12 protein-coding genes are annotated in these 14,524 nt (G+C 40.0%); 7 read left to right on the top strand and 5 right to left on the bottom strand.

From position 1 onward, the window contains the following. The first annotated feature begins 145 nt into the window (after positions 1 to 145). Together apcD and JUI58_RS21205 are read left to right on the top strand one after the other, a co-directional pair. Complete coding sequence (apcD, locus tag JUI58_RS21210; RefSeq protein ID WP_204105809.1) at positions 146 to 631, top strand: allophycocyanin subunit alpha-B; 486 nt, start codon at positions 146 to 148, stop codon at positions 629 to 631. Between the two features lie 97 nt (positions 632 to 728). Beyond that, on the top strand, positions 729 to 1,166 hold the full coding sequence (locus JUI58_RS21205; protein ID WP_204105808.1) for a hypothetical protein: 438 nt from the start codon (positions 729 to 731) through the stop codon (positions 1,164 to 1,166). On the opposite strand, the gene JUI58_RS21200 is transcribed toward JUI58_RS21205, so the two are convergent. After that, positions 1,149 to 1,955 (bottom strand): hypothetical protein, encoded by an 807-nt coding sequence (locus tag JUI58_RS21200; RefSeq protein ID WP_204105807.1) that lies wholly within the window; start codon positions 1,953 to 1,955, stop codon positions 1,149 to 1,151. The genes JUI58_RS21205 and JUI58_RS21200 overlap by 18 nt on opposite strands. Before the next feature lie 95 nt (positions 1,956 to 2,050). On the opposite strand from JUI58_RS21200, the gene JUI58_RS21195 reads away from it, so the two are divergent. Together JUI58_RS21195 and JUI58_RS21190 are read left to right on the top strand one after the other, a co-directional pair. Further along, positions 2,051 to 2,533 (top strand): tetratricopeptide repeat protein, encoded by a 483-nt coding sequence (locus tag JUI58_RS21195; RefSeq protein ID WP_204105806.1) that lies wholly within the window; start codon positions 2,051 to 2,053, stop codon positions 2,531 to 2,533. Positions 2,534 to 2,591: 58 nt separating this feature from the next. Further along, positions 2,592 to 6,383, top strand: coding sequence for an FkbM family methyltransferase (locus tag JUI58_RS21190; RefSeq protein WP_204105805.1), 3,792 nt, complete (start codon positions 2,592 to 2,594; stop codon positions 6,381 to 6,383). Positions 6,384 to 6,439: 56 nt separating this feature from the next. Here the strand turns inward: JUI58_RS21190 and JUI58_RS21185 are convergent, their stop codons facing one another. From JUI58_RS21185 to JUI58_RS21175, 3 genes are all read right to left on the bottom strand, one after another. Next, on the bottom strand, positions 6,440 to 8,728 hold the full coding sequence (locus JUI58_RS21185; RefSeq protein WP_348539945.1) for a tetratricopeptide repeat protein: 2,289 nt from the start codon (positions 8,726 to 8,728) through the stop codon (positions 6,440 to 6,442). Between the two features lie 90 nt (positions 8,729 to 8,818). Continuing rightward, positions 8,819 to 9,478: a type IV pilin-like G/H family protein gene (locus JUI58_RS21180; RefSeq protein WP_204105804.1), complete on the bottom strand. Its 660-nt coding sequence runs from the start codon at positions 9,476 to 9,478 to the stop codon at positions 8,819 to 8,821. Between the two features lie 105 nt (positions 9,479 to 9,583). Further along, positions 9,584 to 10,915 (bottom strand): class I SAM-dependent methyltransferase, encoded by a 1,332-nt coding sequence (locus JUI58_RS21175; RefSeq protein WP_204105803.1) that lies wholly within the window; start codon positions 10,913 to 10,915, stop codon positions 9,584 to 9,586. Between the two features lie 594 nt (positions 10,916 to 11,509). Between JUI58_RS21175 and JUI58_RS21170 the strand changes: the two genes are divergently transcribed. From JUI58_RS21170 to JUI58_RS21160, 3 genes are all read left to right on the top strand, one after another. Beyond that, a complete protein-coding gene (locus JUI58_RS21170) occupies positions 11,510 to 11,800 on the top strand; it encodes a hypothetical protein (protein ID WP_204105802.1) in 291 nt (96 codons plus the stop codon). Between the two features lie 102 nt (positions 11,801 to 11,902). Further along, positions 11,903 to 12,424 carry an inorganic diphosphatase gene (locus tag JUI58_RS21165; RefSeq protein ID WP_204105887.1) on the top strand — a complete coding sequence of 174 codons (522 nt, stop codon included), beginning with the start codon at positions 11,903 to 11,905 and terminating at the stop codon, positions 12,422 to 12,424. 453 nt (positions 12,425 to 12,877) lie between these two features. Beyond that, the gene (locus tag JUI58_RS21160) at positions 12,878 to 13,864 is read left to right on the top strand and encodes an MBL fold metallo-hydrolase (protein WP_239121624.1); all 987 of its coding nucleotides are present in this window, start codon (positions 12,878 to 12,880) and stop codon (positions 13,862 to 13,864) included. Here the strand turns inward: JUI58_RS21160 and JUI58_RS21155 are convergent. Continuing rightward, the gene (locus tag JUI58_RS21155; RefSeq protein ID WP_204105801.1) at positions 13,856 to 14,464 is read right to left on the bottom strand and encodes an alpha/beta hydrolase; all 609 of its coding nucleotides are present in this window, start codon (positions 14,462 to 14,464) and stop codon (positions 13,856 to 13,858) included. The genes JUI58_RS21160 and JUI58_RS21155 overlap by 9 nt on opposite strands. Positions 14,465 to 14,524 lie beyond the last annotated feature (60 nt).

Genomic DNA, 14,524 nt, shown 5'->3' with positions numbered 1-14,524 from the left:
AATTTAAAGATTTGTATCAATTGAGGGGAAAATGATTAAAAATTACGAAGTCAAGCGCCCCTAACAGTAGATTTCAGACTCAAACGCTTTCTTTCTGACCCTCTGAATCGCTAAACTGACAATTGATATTTATTTTATTGTGATAATGAGCATCGTTAGTGACGTTATCTTAAAAGCCGATGACGAACTCCGCTACCTCAGTAGTGGCGAGTTAACCAGCATCAATAACTTCCTGCAAACGGGAGAACAACGAATGCGGATCGTTGAAACCCTTACAGAAAGCGAGAAAAAAATCGTTGAGAAAGCCAGTAAGGAACTTTGGAAAAAACGCCCCGACTTTATTTCTCCTGGGGGAAATGCCTTTGGACAGAAACAGCGAGCGCTTTGTTTGCGGGACTATGGCTGGTATCTGCGCTTAGTCACCTACGGTATCTTAGCGGGGGACAAAAGCCCGATCGAGCAGATTGGTTTAATTGGGGTGAAAGAGATGTATAACGCCCTTAACGTTCCTGTTGCGGGAATGGTTGAAGCGATTATATGCTTAAAAGAAGCCTCTCTCGGACTTCTTGATACTGAGGATGCCAAAGCAGCCGAACCCTATTTTGACTATATTATTCAGTTCATGTCCTGAGTTGGGCAAGCGCGATCGCCAATCCGCGATCGATAGTATATAGTACATCGATCTCTGAAAGGCGATCGCTCTGTTTTTCATTTTTCCTCGAGAATTCGTGCAATCCCCCATCCGGTTTTTACCTCTTTCCCTCAGCATTTTATTTATTCTGCACCTTGTTTTGGGTTGGTCGGTGGCAGATTCTACAACTCGCGAGTTAATCTGGTTGCTAATCGGCTTTTTACTGCTCCTCACGGCATTAGTATTTACGGCTCCTAGTAGTATAGTTCGCAAGATATTAACCAGTCCTCTCCGTTCGGATTCTCGAGCATTTATTTTGGTCATTCTTATCGCATTTGCAGCAGTTGTCTTAATTACGTGGATTCACCGTTTTGTTCAATTTATTGCCCTATTTGCGGCGGCTTCTTTGGTGAGATTGGAACTCCAAGAAGCAAACTTGGAAGAATGGCAATCTTTTACTTTATTTGCGAGTGTGAGTTTGGCTGGTTTTGGAACAGGCATTTTAGTCCATCAATTATTAGGGATCGGAGGGTAATACAACTTGAAGTTTACCTTCTTCATTTTGAATAATTTTTCCACCTAACTGATAGATATTGGCGATCGCAATTTTTTGGGTTCGTTCATCTTGGGTCTGTTCGAGAACCATCCCCCATGCTGCAACTCTAGTTTTTTCAATACTAGGACGACTGGCCAAAAAGTTAGCAGTATTGCGAGAATTTTCTGCGATCGCTTGACTTTTAGGATCGTCATAGGTGGAAGCCCAATCTGCGGCTTTTGTAAAAGTCTTTTGTGCAGTTTCAATATCCCCCAGAAATAAAATTTCATTGATGCCTTTATTCCGCACGGCATAATAAGAATATTTAGGGACTTGAGGGGTTAATTGTTCAATTCCTCGCGCCATAATTTCATCGGTTTCTTTAGGTTTAGCGGCATAAATTGAGCCACTAGTTCCTAGAAATGTATAAGCTGTGAGAAAACGAGGATCGCGATCGAGAATAATGCGAAAATAATCGGGAACCAGAGAATATCCGGTAATATTACGAGCAGATTCATCACCAAAATACTGCAAAAATTTTAACATTTCCCAATTAGCAAGGAGATTATCAAACCCAAATGCGGGCATTCGCTGCAAAAGCTGTAGGCGAATTCGTTCTAATTCTTCTTCTTGCTGCAATTTTTCTGGGGTCAAGTTATTCTCTCGGTTGGCGATCGCCTCGAGTTGAGGACGTTGTAAAGTAATGACTGCAAATAGAGATAAGGCGATCGCCAGAGAATTCCACAGGAGAGAGGAACGAGCAATCGAAAGTAGATTAGAACGAGACATAAGACAAGGCGATCGTTTAAGATAAGAACTGGGGTAGCTTAAAGTGTAGAGTTATCATCAGTATAGCGATATCGAGGAAAGTTTCTCATCCAATCATGGCTAATCCAATTAAGCGCGTTTTGATTTTTGTTTCTGGTCTTGCTTTTCTCAGTTCGATGGGATTTATGGCAGCCAGTGTATTGAGTAATAATAATACCACGACCCCAAATTCCGAGCAGTCTGGACAAGAAGAAGGCGATCGCGAGTTATTGGCTCGAGAAAGCGGATATGTTGCGGTATTAGACCGAGAACCCGATAATGTTCTTGCCTTACAAGGATTGATCCAAACTCGCCTTGCTCTGCAAAAATGGCAAGAAGTAATAGAACCTCTCGAAACTTTAGCAAAAAAATCTCCCGATAACCCAGAGATTTGGCAAGCACTGGCTGCGGTTCATATCCAATTACAAGACTATAAAGGCGCGATCGCACCAATGGAAAAGTTATCAGAATTAACTCCAGAAAATGAAGAATTAAAGGAACAATTGGAAAAGTTAAAACAGCAAGTTACACAAAATCAGAAAAACAAACCTAATGAATAGGTTCTCGATCTGATAGATTAAAAAATAGTTAAAACAAGCAATGATCTTTATTTGAAAAATGGTAGAATCCCAATTAGATAACTTAATTGCTCCTGAAATCAAAAATGATGAATTTTATGAACTCATTCAAATAATTGCTGAGAATGAAAATATTAAAACTGTTTTAGAAATTGGTTCTTCGTCAGGTCAAGGAAGTACAGAAGCCTTTGTTCAAGGATTAAGGAATAATGCAAATGCTCCTACTTTGTTTTGTATAGAAATTTCTCAAACTAGATTTACAGAACTACAAAAAACTTATCAAGAAGATGATTTTGTTAAATGTTATAATGTCTCATCGATTAGTATTGCAGAGTTTCCCGATCGCGAAGAAATTATAAAATTTTATACCCAAAATCAAACCAATCTCAACCAATATCCTCTTGATACTGTTTTAGGTTGGTTAGAACAAGATTTAGAGTATGTTCGTTCTGCTAAGGTTCCAGAACAAGGAATTCAACAAATAAAACAGGAAAATAATATTGATAATTTCGATGTCGTTTTAATTGACGGGTCAGAATTTACTGGAGAGGTAGAATTTCAATATATATACGGAGCAAACTTTATTCTTTTAGATGATATTAATACATTTAAAAACTATAATAATTATTATAATTTATTAGAAGATAGTAAATATGAGGCGATCGCAGAAAACAAAAATATTCGGAATGGCTATGCAATTTTTAAGAAGAGATTGAACTCAAATAAAACAATAAACTATACCAATTTACAATCATCGATCGGTCACGAACAAAAAGAGCAACGCCTTGTTAAAAACTTAATTGTTCCACGAGTTACGGTTTTTGATGTTGGTGCAAATGTCGGCGATTACTCTATTTTGCTCAGTCAGCTTGTAGGTTATTTTGGTCGAGTTTACGCTTTTGAACCAACAAAAACCTCCTACGAACAACTGAAAAAACGCATACAAGATTACGATCTGCAAAACATTGCTGCAATTCAAAAAGCGGTATATTCTACCAATACAGATATTGAATTCAATGAATTTCCTGAAGAATATTCGGCGTGGAATAGTCTAGGAAAGCCCATAATGCAAGATCCATCGGGAAAACATTCTGTTGTGCCGATTGTTAACATTGAAAAAGTAGAAGCGATTACATTAGATAAATTTTGTGAAACTGAAAACATTGAGCAGATTTATTTTCTTAAAATAGATGTTGAAGGTGCAGAAAGTGATGTTTTAAAAGGATGCCAAAATCTTTTAAGTCAAAAGAAAATTAGATACATTCAATTTGAAATATCGCAAAAAATGCTAGAAGGTTTTAATAGAGAAGCCAAAGAAGTTTTTAAAATATTAATCCAAAATGATTACGAATGTCATGAAATTACTCCAGAAGGTGAAATTGGAGCATTAGTAACTAACTCGACTTCCTTCTACGAAAATTATCTTGCCTTCACATCAATTCCCATCCATTTCTTTACAATTGTGTTAAATGGAGAACCTTTTATTCGCTATCATATTGATATTTTCAAAAAACTTCCCTTTCAATGGCACTGGCATATTGTGGAAGGAGTAGCTGACCTCAAACACGATACAGCTTGGAGTGTTCGTTTAGGAGGAACGATCGCAGATGAATTGCACGATCGCGGTTTAAGTAAAGATGGAACATCTGCTTATTTGGACGAATTGGCAAGCAAGTATCCCGATAATATTACAATTTACCGAAAACCCGAGGGAGAATTTTGGGATGGTAAACGAGAAATGGTGAATGCTCCTTTAGAAAACATCAGAGAAGAATGCTTATTGTGGCAAATTGATGTAGATGAATTATGGACCGAAGAGCAAATCGACACGGTTCGTAAACTGTTTATAACAAACCCTCAAAAAACAGCAGCATTTTATTGGTGTTGGTATTTTGTTAGCGAAAAATTAGTTGTGAGTACGCGAAATTGTTATAGTCAAAATCCTCAACAAGATTGGTTAAGAACTTGGCGATTTCAACCTGGATGTCAATGGGTGGCTCATGAACCTCCTATTTTAGGAAAACCATTACCTAATGGTCAGTGGCAAGATATTGCTAAAGTAAATCCTTTCTTACACGAAGAAACTGAGAAAAAAGGTCTTATTTTTCAACATTTTGCCTATGTATTAGCCGAGCAACTTCAATTTAAAGAAAAATATTATGGCTATCATAATGCTTTAGTACAGTGGCAAAATTTACAGGCAGAACAGAAATTTCCTGTACTCTTGAGAGAATATTTTGCATGGGTTGCAGATGATACAATGATCGATCGCTCGCAATCTTTAGGAATTAGCCCAATTTTACAGCGTCACGAAACAGAATCAGAGTGGAAATTCGTTAAACCTCCTACAACGCAATCCGTTGCTTTCAAAACGCTAGAATCTCCTAAAATTTTAATTGATGGCGTATTTTTTCAATACTACAATACAGGCATTGCCCGAGTCTGGAAAAGTTTATTCCAAGAATGGGTTAAATCTGGTTTTTCTCAACATCTCTTAGTTTTAGATCGAGGGGGAAGCGCTCCTAAAATTCCCGGAATTCGCTATCGAACTATTCCACTTCATAACTATAATAATCTGGACAAAGACCGCGCTCTACTGCAAGACATCTGCGATCGCGAAGGAATAGATGTTTTTATATCAACGTACTATAGTATTCCTCTCTCAACGCCATCTGCTCTTCTGCTATACGATATGATTCCAGAAGTATTAGGAGCAAATTTACAAGAACCAATGTGGCAAGAGAAGCAAGAAGCAATTCAATATGCCTCAACTTATCTAGCTATTTCAGAAAATACGGCACGAGATTGTCAGAAAATATATACCGATATCGAATCGATTACCGTCGCTTCCTGTGGTGTTTCCGATCTGTTTTTCCCTGCACCAGAAGAAGATATCCTTCGCTTTAAATTTAAGTATGGGATTAGCAAACCTTATTTTCTATTAGTTGCCCCTGGAACGGGTTATAAAAACTCACAATTATTTTTTCAAGCCTTCTCTCAATTATGTACTAAACAAGGATTTGAGTTAGTTTGTACGGGCAATCAAGGTCTTTTAGAAGAAAGTTTAAGAAACTTTGTCCCCGGTATTGTCGTTCATACCTTGATTTTAAGCGATGAAGAATTAAGGTTGGCATATTGTGGTGCAGTTGCTTTAGTTTATCCGTCACTTTATGAAGGATTCGGCTTACCAATTTTGGAGGCATTAGCGTCTGGATGTCCGGTCATTACAACACCTAATGCTTCCATTCCAGAAGTCGCAGGAGAAGCGGCAATTTATGCCAATGCGGGGAATATTGACGAGATGATGAATGCACTCTGCGAAGTCCAAAAACCCAATGTCCGAAGTTCTCTAATTACTTTAGGATTGCAACAAGCAGAGAAATTCACTTGGCCAACGATGGCACAAACAGTTAGTCTAGAGTTGATTGAAACCACGTTATTACCGTTAAATTTACAAGAGATAAATTGGATTGTGTTTCCAGATTGGACGCGATCGGAAGAGGTTTTAGGGGATATTTTTAGCGAGTTACTGAAAAAAATTGCAACTCATCGCGATCGCGAGAAAATGACTCTACTACTCTATATGGAAGAAGGGATAGAAGACGATGTAAATCTCTTATTATCGGGAGTGGTGATGAATTTACTGATGATGGAGGATTTGGATGTGAGTGAAGGGATAACCATTAGTTATATTCAACCAATGGCACAAGTTCAGTGGGAGGCATTATTCCCTCGACTCCAACAACGGATTCTTTTACCTGTGGAAAATGGGGAGGCGATCGCAGAAATCAAAGCAGATCGTTTAACCGCTTGTTCTTTAGCAGAATTGTAAATTGTTTCGGCTCTTTTTGAAGGAGATTAATCCGATTTAGCATTTGCCATCAAAATTCAATTCTCCTGCTGATAAATATTCCACATTTTCTGATAGGATTCTTCCATTTCACGAGCAAATTGCTTGCCATTCCAAAGAGGAGAAGTATGGCGAGATTGGCGTAATTTCCATGCTATATTTTGTCGCAATGTTGCATCTTTTCCTAAACGTATTCCCCACTCAATATACTCTTCATCACTCCAAGCAATTCCTTCTGTAATTCCCGCGTTCATCATCATGGAATAACTATTGCGTGCCGAAAATTGTTCGCCAACTCTCGTAACTAAAGGAACACCCATCCAAAGGGTTTCTAATGTTGTTGTTGCACCATTATAGGGATAAGTATCTAAAACTATATCCATTATGCCTAAATTAGCACGATGAATAGATTCTGTCTTATCAACATCCAAAAAACGCAAGCGATCGCCAGCAATTCCTTCTGCTTCTGCAAGAGACAAAAAGATATTTTGCATAGCTTCCTTATCCGAAGTTCCTTTGATACAAAAATAACTTTTTGGGACTTCCTTAATAATTTTTAGTTGTAAGCGCACTGTCTCTAAATGACGTTTATATCCTGTTTGAGTGCTGTAGTAGATGACAGCATCTTCTTCAATATCTAAATCATCGCGTCTTAAGGTTGGTACACCGACTTCAAATCCATCAACAGCAATGTAAGTCTGGGGTAAACGCCAGATTTTTTCTTGATAATACTCTTGAGCATAGTCGGGTAAAACGTAAGGATCGGCAATAAAATAATCAATTGTAGAGAGTCCCGAGGCATCCCATCCCAACCAAGTTATTTGAATGGGAGCCGGTTTGAGAGATGCGATCGCAAAAGTAATATCTACTGTAATACTATCTAAATCTATTAATATATCAATTTTGTCTTCAGCGATTTTGTTAGCAATTTCTGCACTTAAACTAGATTTGTAAAATTCATCAGCTTGAGCCATATACCACTCTTCTAGAGGAGTCGTAAAATCTCGATCGCCAATTAAATATTCATAGATGGCAAATTTTTCGCGATCGTGGTGCTGAATTAACCATCTTGCTAACCACCCGACGGAATGTTCTTTCAAACAAGCAGATAAATAACCTATTTTCAAGCGCTTAGGTAGTTTTCTCTCTCGATCTTGTTGGTGTTTTTGACGATCTTGGTGAAGTTTTTTAATTAATTCTTCATATTGAAAATGCGTGTTTTCTTGACAAACTTCTATAATTTTATTTTGAATAGTACGGTTTTCTCTGGGTAAATCTTGGAAGTAGGGAGCAAAAAAATAACTATTGAATACGCGCAAAATCTGAAGCTGACTTAAATCTTGAGGACGTTGCGCGATCGCCTCTTGAATTAGTTCTTGATGCTTTTGAAAAAGATCGCGAGCTTCATGCCAATGCCCACCAGTATTCATTAAAGCTCTCAAGAGGGTAGAACTCGCAAAAATTTTATCTGCAAGAGACTCAACCAGCAAAACATACTCTCGAGCAACTTCGATCCCCTTTTCATGCTGCTGAGAATCTTGATATAGTCTTGCTAAATGATTCGTTGCCTCCGGATCTTTGGGGTACAATCTCAAGGCAAACTCCGCCAGTTTTGCTGCAATTTTGGGCTGTTGTTGAAAAAAACCAATTTTTATAGAAGATTCTAATAATAGATTGAAAAGGTTAAGCTGTTGGTTGCTATTTTGAACTCTATTTAAAATAGCTTCCGCTAATTCCAAAAATGAGGAATGTAATGGAGTCGTGCCTAAAATTTGTTGTAGTAAAAATATGAGTCGATTGAATTGAATTTCTGCTGGGGATTTTTGTTGTAGAAGTTCAATAATATTAAACGCTTGAATCTCTTCACCGCTATAGTTGCCGAGTTGAATTGCCAGTTCTAAGAGGTGCAAACCATTGTCAAGATCGGTGGGATCGACTTCTTGGATTTGGTTGCGAATTTCCCAAACCAACTGCTTGTTTTTCTGTTGTTCCTGTTTCTGAGCAGCTTGGAGAAGAATTCCTTTCAACTCTTCAGTCCAGCTTTCAACTTGCTCTGAACTGCCCTCAAGCATCCTTAACAACCAAGTCGTCTGTGCCTCATCTGCTTTGCCTTGCAGTAATAACACCAGACCCAACTGCCAATAATAAACCGTTCCCTCTGGCTCTGCTAGAAGTGCTTGTTCGTAACACTCGGCGGCTCGAGCAAAATCGCCCACTTCGTAAGCATTTTCACCGCACTGACCCCAATCAACCTCAAGAGACATACAATAAAAAGTAACTTGAAGGAAAAACAAAGAGTGAGTAGAAGCAACTTGCTTATTACCCACTCACCCTGCCAACAGTAGGAAACTGATTTCTCCCACTAACCCCATCTAAATTAAGATTTTAGATGGGGACTGCGCGGGAGAACTGTTCAATTAACGGCCAAGAGACTTCCAACTTTTGTAGTTACCTCCAGGGGCAGTTATTGCGGTTTTACCATTATTGCCATCAGCTGCATCAGCATTACAGGCTTGGTCTGCGAACGCAGCAGGGGCAACAGCTGGCGGAGCTATTTGAGAGGCTACATCACCTGTACCACTCGGCTTGTTATCAGTTGCAATACCTTGAGACTCACACACAAAACCAATAGCAGCTGCCTCTGTAACGCCGTTTTGAGTTATTTCGGCTGCACCAACGATCCCAACATAAGCCTTCAGAGCCCGAGCATTAGGGCTGCCATTAGCTGCTATAGCGTTAAACTGAGGATCTGTACCTCCTGCTCCCTTGAGTATATAGGTATAATTCACAGTAGCAGTTTGGAGACCAAGACCAAGGCTGATCATACTTGTGGTCAAGAAACCCTTCTCAAGCATGAATGCTTGTTCGGCTCGAACGACTGCGCCGACGTTTTGGCGTGCCTCAGCTTGCTTGCCTTTATTGGCTTGACTCAACAAGGAGGGAAGGGCGATCGCCGCCAAAATCCCGATAATGATGATAACAACCAGCAGTTCGATCAAGGTAAAACCTTCATCGTCTTGCTTATGCTTGTTCAGGTACTGTAGAAATTTTGTTTGAAATTCCGGTTTTAGATTCATGTTTAATGCTCTCCTAGTCATTGTTATAAGACTGTGCGTCCCGTCTTATGGATAACGTACCCATATTTTTCCTGTTTGCGATCGCCTCTCCCAGAAATTTTTCTGTTACGATCGCCCTAAGAAGGCATACCCCAGTGCCTCTAGTCCAGTCAGCGTATTTCGCAAAAGTTGGCTGCTTTCGGCGCGAGTTGTTGGTTCTAGGGTTTCTAAATTGACAGGTCTGAGGAGTTGCCAACGCTCCAGTAGAGTAGAAAAAGGTTGAGGAGACTCGAATAGGGGTGGAAAAAGACAAGAAGCGATGGTTATATCAAGGGAAACCTGCTGTCCTCCTGCAATAGGCACTTTTTGACTTAAGGGTAACAATTGCAAGGTCTGGCGAGCTTCTTCTAGAGCTTCCTGAATAGGTGGCATTTTGGCGATCGGATGTAAATCGACGATCGCCGTTTCCCAATCTTCATCACTCCACTCTTCTATTGACGTGGAAGGACAAGCGCGATCGGAGTGACCGCACCAAAAGTCCAAGAGTCGATAATTGGGATGCAGCAATTCATACAAGTGTAATTTTTCCTCAAGGGTGGCTTCGGGCAAAGCCAATGCCCAAAATACGGGTAAATTATCAGGTTCTTTAAACAGCTTCTCGATATCCCACTGTCGCCAATTCGCCATGCTGATAAATTCTAGATTGGCTTCTCTCAAAAGAGAAAATAATTCGGGAGTTGTAAAGCCGCGATCGCCTTGCAATAGTTGATTGCTTAACAACTCTCCTTGCTGTTCTTTCTCTTCAAATTGCTTTGGCCATGTTTTATTTTTTAGATCGACCCAATCCTGTAACGATTTCATGGTTTCGATTACAGTTTCTATTGCCATTTCTTCTGGATTTTCATCCATCAATCCCATCGCCGCAAATAGTTTTTGGGCGCGAAATAAATTCGTGCGCTGATATTTACTGTGCAAGTTACTGCGAATAATTCCATCAGGCTTTAAAACAGCTTTCATTGCTTGCAAAGCTCGCACAGGCTCAGGAATTAAATACAGCACTTCATCGCAATTAATATAGTCAAACTCCAAACCCAAATTTGGCAGATCGTAGAGAGAAAGCACAAAAAATTCTGCATTCTTAAAATCATAATGTTCTAAACGCTCGCGAGCAAGTTTAATGGATTGCTCGGAGAGATCGACCCCAACAATTTTTGCGCCAGGATTGGCATACGCTAATGCTAATGATTTGTAACCCGTACCGCACCCCGCATCTAAAATTAATTTTCCGGTAGAGTCAATGAGTTGGCGATTTCTGAAGTAGTATGAGGTTGCTAAACTGTGAGTATATAGCACGCCCAAATTATCTTGAGGAGATTTATCCAAGGGAACTTGAGGATAAGGACCAAAATCAAATTGTTGGCGAATTTTATCAATAATTTCTGGGTCTTTTTCTGGCATAAGTCAATCACTCTGACAATTTTTGAGTTTTTGAGTCTTTTAGGACTTACGCATTAGTGGGCAAGATGCCCCCACTACCATAACAAGAGAATACGGGAGTGGGAGCGTCTCGCTCCTTAGCTGCGTAAGTCGTATCTTTTTCAAGATTCCCACTTTTCGGGAACAAATTGAATTTCTTGCTCAATTTCCCAGACAAAAATTCCCAGACAAAAAGCGATGTCTCATCATCAAAGCATAGTCGTTATGAGTTCATACAAGGTGAGGAGATCGAGTCGCTTCCTATCGTCCTTGATATTTTTGGGTTTCGTAAAATCTGTAACATCTGTCCTAGAAAAGGAATTGTAAACTACACCATACCCTCCGATTGCTTATTCTTGATGCCGCCGAAATTTTTCGGTGGCTTCATTTCATCGGTTGAGCGATCGCCGTAATCCCAGCTTGCACAAAGAATTCCCCAGATTTAGTTGCATCCGAAACACTTCCCAGAAAAAATCTCGCTACAATAAGAAAAGAAGTAAGGCATTTAGCGATTGGTTTCTTGTGTCTTTACTTGTGTTTTTACTCGCGACAACAAATCAGAGTTCAAAAGTCTTTATGGAATCCAGCAATACCCCTGTTGAAGCGGCTTCAGACCCCCCCCCTCAAGGATGGGCTGAAGTCTTGGGAATGGCGATCGCAATTTTAACCTTGGTTATTCCCACTTTTGCGATCGCTTATTACTCATCTCCGAGTCCGCAGGATGCCTTATTATTGCCAACTACAGAAAAAACTACAGAAAAAACTACAGAAAAAGCTACAAACTTTCCCTCATCCCCGCAGCAAGTTTATCCTTCTCAACGCCTCGCGATGAAACGTTCTAAACTTTATTCTTCGCCGCAAAAATAACGCAGAGTCCCAATTGCTGGTATCATGCTCGAGGCAACGGCGATCGCGTCACGTTGTCGGTCGTTTTTATCAGCCAATTTCTTCTTTGTGTGGAGTAAGTTTATGGATTTATCGCGGATTTCCCCTCAACCCGAACCAGGTACGATCAACGTCTTAATTGAAATTCCAGCAGGCAGTAAGAATAAATACGAATTTGATAAAGATTTGAATGCTTTTGCCCTCGATCGTGTTTTGTACTCTTCCGTACAGTATCCCTACGATTACGGCTTTATTCCCAATACCCTCGCCGATGATGGCGATCCCCTCGATGGCATGGTACTCATCGATCAGCCGACTTTTCCAGGTTGCGTGATTCCCGCTCGCCCCATTGGTATGCTAGAAATGATCGATGGCGGCGATCGCGACGAAAAAATTATCTGTGTTCCCGTCAAAGATCCGCGCTATTCTCAAGTCAAGTCCTTAGAAAATGTTGCTCAACATCGCCTTGACGAAATTGCCGAGTTTTTCCGCTCCTACAAAAACCTCGAAAATAAGAAAACTGAAATCTTAGGGTGGAAAAATGTTGCCGATGTCCTGACCCTAGTTGAGCGTTGCATTCAAGCTGCTTCATCAGGATCTCATTAGTTGCTCTTATTGTGATTTAACTCACAAGTTAAGTTTTCCCGATCGCGTTAATATGTATGAAATTCGGGCTAAAATTTCCTGAATGCGTCGGGGGTGTCAGTAGAGGTAAAATGGGATGCAAGCCTAAATCATGGTTATATAAGCGTTTATACGAGCATATCAACCATGAGAAGTTCTGGAGTTCTACTCATAGTTCTGTTACCTGGCTTCTCTTGTTGAACTTTCAGCGAACACCGTCTACCACTTTTCTAAAATCTTTCTAGTTTGTTGAGAAAAAATTTTGTTAAGAAATTTTGATTAACAGTTTCATCCGTCTCTCACCCCTTCTTCTCCATCAAACACAATTTCCTGAATGAGATTGCTGAATGAGAAACAAAAAAGTTGAGAAACTGGAAAGACCAAGATATACTTTTCGATAGCTGCTAACCCAAGGCTTAAACCAATCTAATATTTATGCCACCAGATATCCAGCCAGCAGCCGTTAACTTAGCAATGCCGAACACTGATGTCCAGGAGGAAAGCCTTGCTGTGAGCTTTGATGTGCAGTTTTGGGGCGTTAGAGATCAAATCGCGACTCCAGGGAAAAATACCATTCGCTATGGTGGGAATACTTCCTGTGTAGAAATGCGCGTGGGAAAACATAGCCTCATCTTTGATGGTGGCACGGGATTGCGGATTTTGGGGAATCATCTCCTCAGTAGAATGCCGATAGAGTCTCATATCTTCTTTACCCATTGTCACTGGGACAGAATTCAAGGCTTTCCTTTTTTTGTTCCGGCTTTTATTCCCATCAATCACTTTCACATCTATGGTGCGACAGCTTCTAATGGCTCATCTTTTCAGCAACGTCTGAGCAAGCAAATGCTCGGTCCAAATTTTCCAGTTCCCATTCAAGTCATGCAGTCCAAATTGGACTTTTATGATTTAGAAATTGAGGAAAAACAGTGTATTGGCAATGATATTATCATTGAAAATATGCTTCTCAATCATCATCATCGTTCGGTTGGGTATCGTGTCACTTGTCTGAACAAATCAGTTGTTTATGCAATGAGTTCGGACTATTCTTTAGAAAACAATAGTCCCAATACTGAAAAATTATTAAAATTAGCAGATCAAGCGGATTTACTCATCTTGGCATCTCCCAGAACTGTTTATACCAGAACTGTTTATAAAGGAGAAGGAAAAGGAGAGGGAAAAGGAGAAGGAAAAGGAGAAGGAAAAGGAAAAGGAGAAGGAGAGATTGAGCAAATCAATCCAGAATTTGATAAGACGTGGAAGTTTTGTATTTCCCTCGCGAAAGAAGCGGGTGTAAAAGAAGTGATGATCTCTTTGCACAACCCCGATCATTCTGATGACTATCTCGATCGCATTGACAAACAACTCAAGGAAATTTTTCCGAAAGCCTCTCTAGCTAGTGAAGGAATGGTTGTTTCAATATAAATTTTTAAGGAATTTTTTTAGCGTTACCAAAGCTGGATAATCGATCTCATGAGCCATTGCGAATTCACAATATTCAATTGTTACTCCTTGTTTGTTTAATATTTCTTTAACTTCGCGAGCCGCTTGTACGGGAACGACAGGATCGCGATCGCCATGTACGATTAAAGTAGGTGGCGATGTTTTTTTCCCTTGAGGTGGAGCGTGTAAATAGCCGCTAAAACTAGATAATCCCGCAAAAGGTAATTCAAACCCTATATCTAAGGTCATTGCTCCACCTTGAGAAAACCCAAATAATACAGTGCGATCGAAAGGTATTCCCGTTTCTTCTGGTAGCGATCGCAGCCATTCCAATAATAATTGCCGACTTTCAGTTAAGCCTTCGCGTTCTTCCGTTTCTAAAGCGTACCATGCCCGACCTCCCGGAATTTGAAAATGAGGAAAAGGAGCATTGGGAAACAGGAATTGATAATCGGGGAGATCGAGTAAGTCAACCAAACCCGTCAGATCGTTAAAATTAGCACCCCAACCATGCAGCATAACTAAGAGTCGATTGGGCTTTTGACCATTGCGAGGAAGGATAGACTGGCTTTCTAAGGACATGGGAGTGGGGAGTTGGGAGAATGGGAGATTGATAAACTAACCCGAGTTGCTAGTTACAAA

The sequence above is a fragment of the Spirulina sp. CCY15215 genome (assembly GCF_016888125.1).
GTDB lineage: Bacteria > Cyanobacteriota > Cyanobacteriia > Cyanobacteriales > Spirulinaceae > CCY15215.
This window is presented reverse-complemented; position numbering and strand designations above follow the sequence as displayed.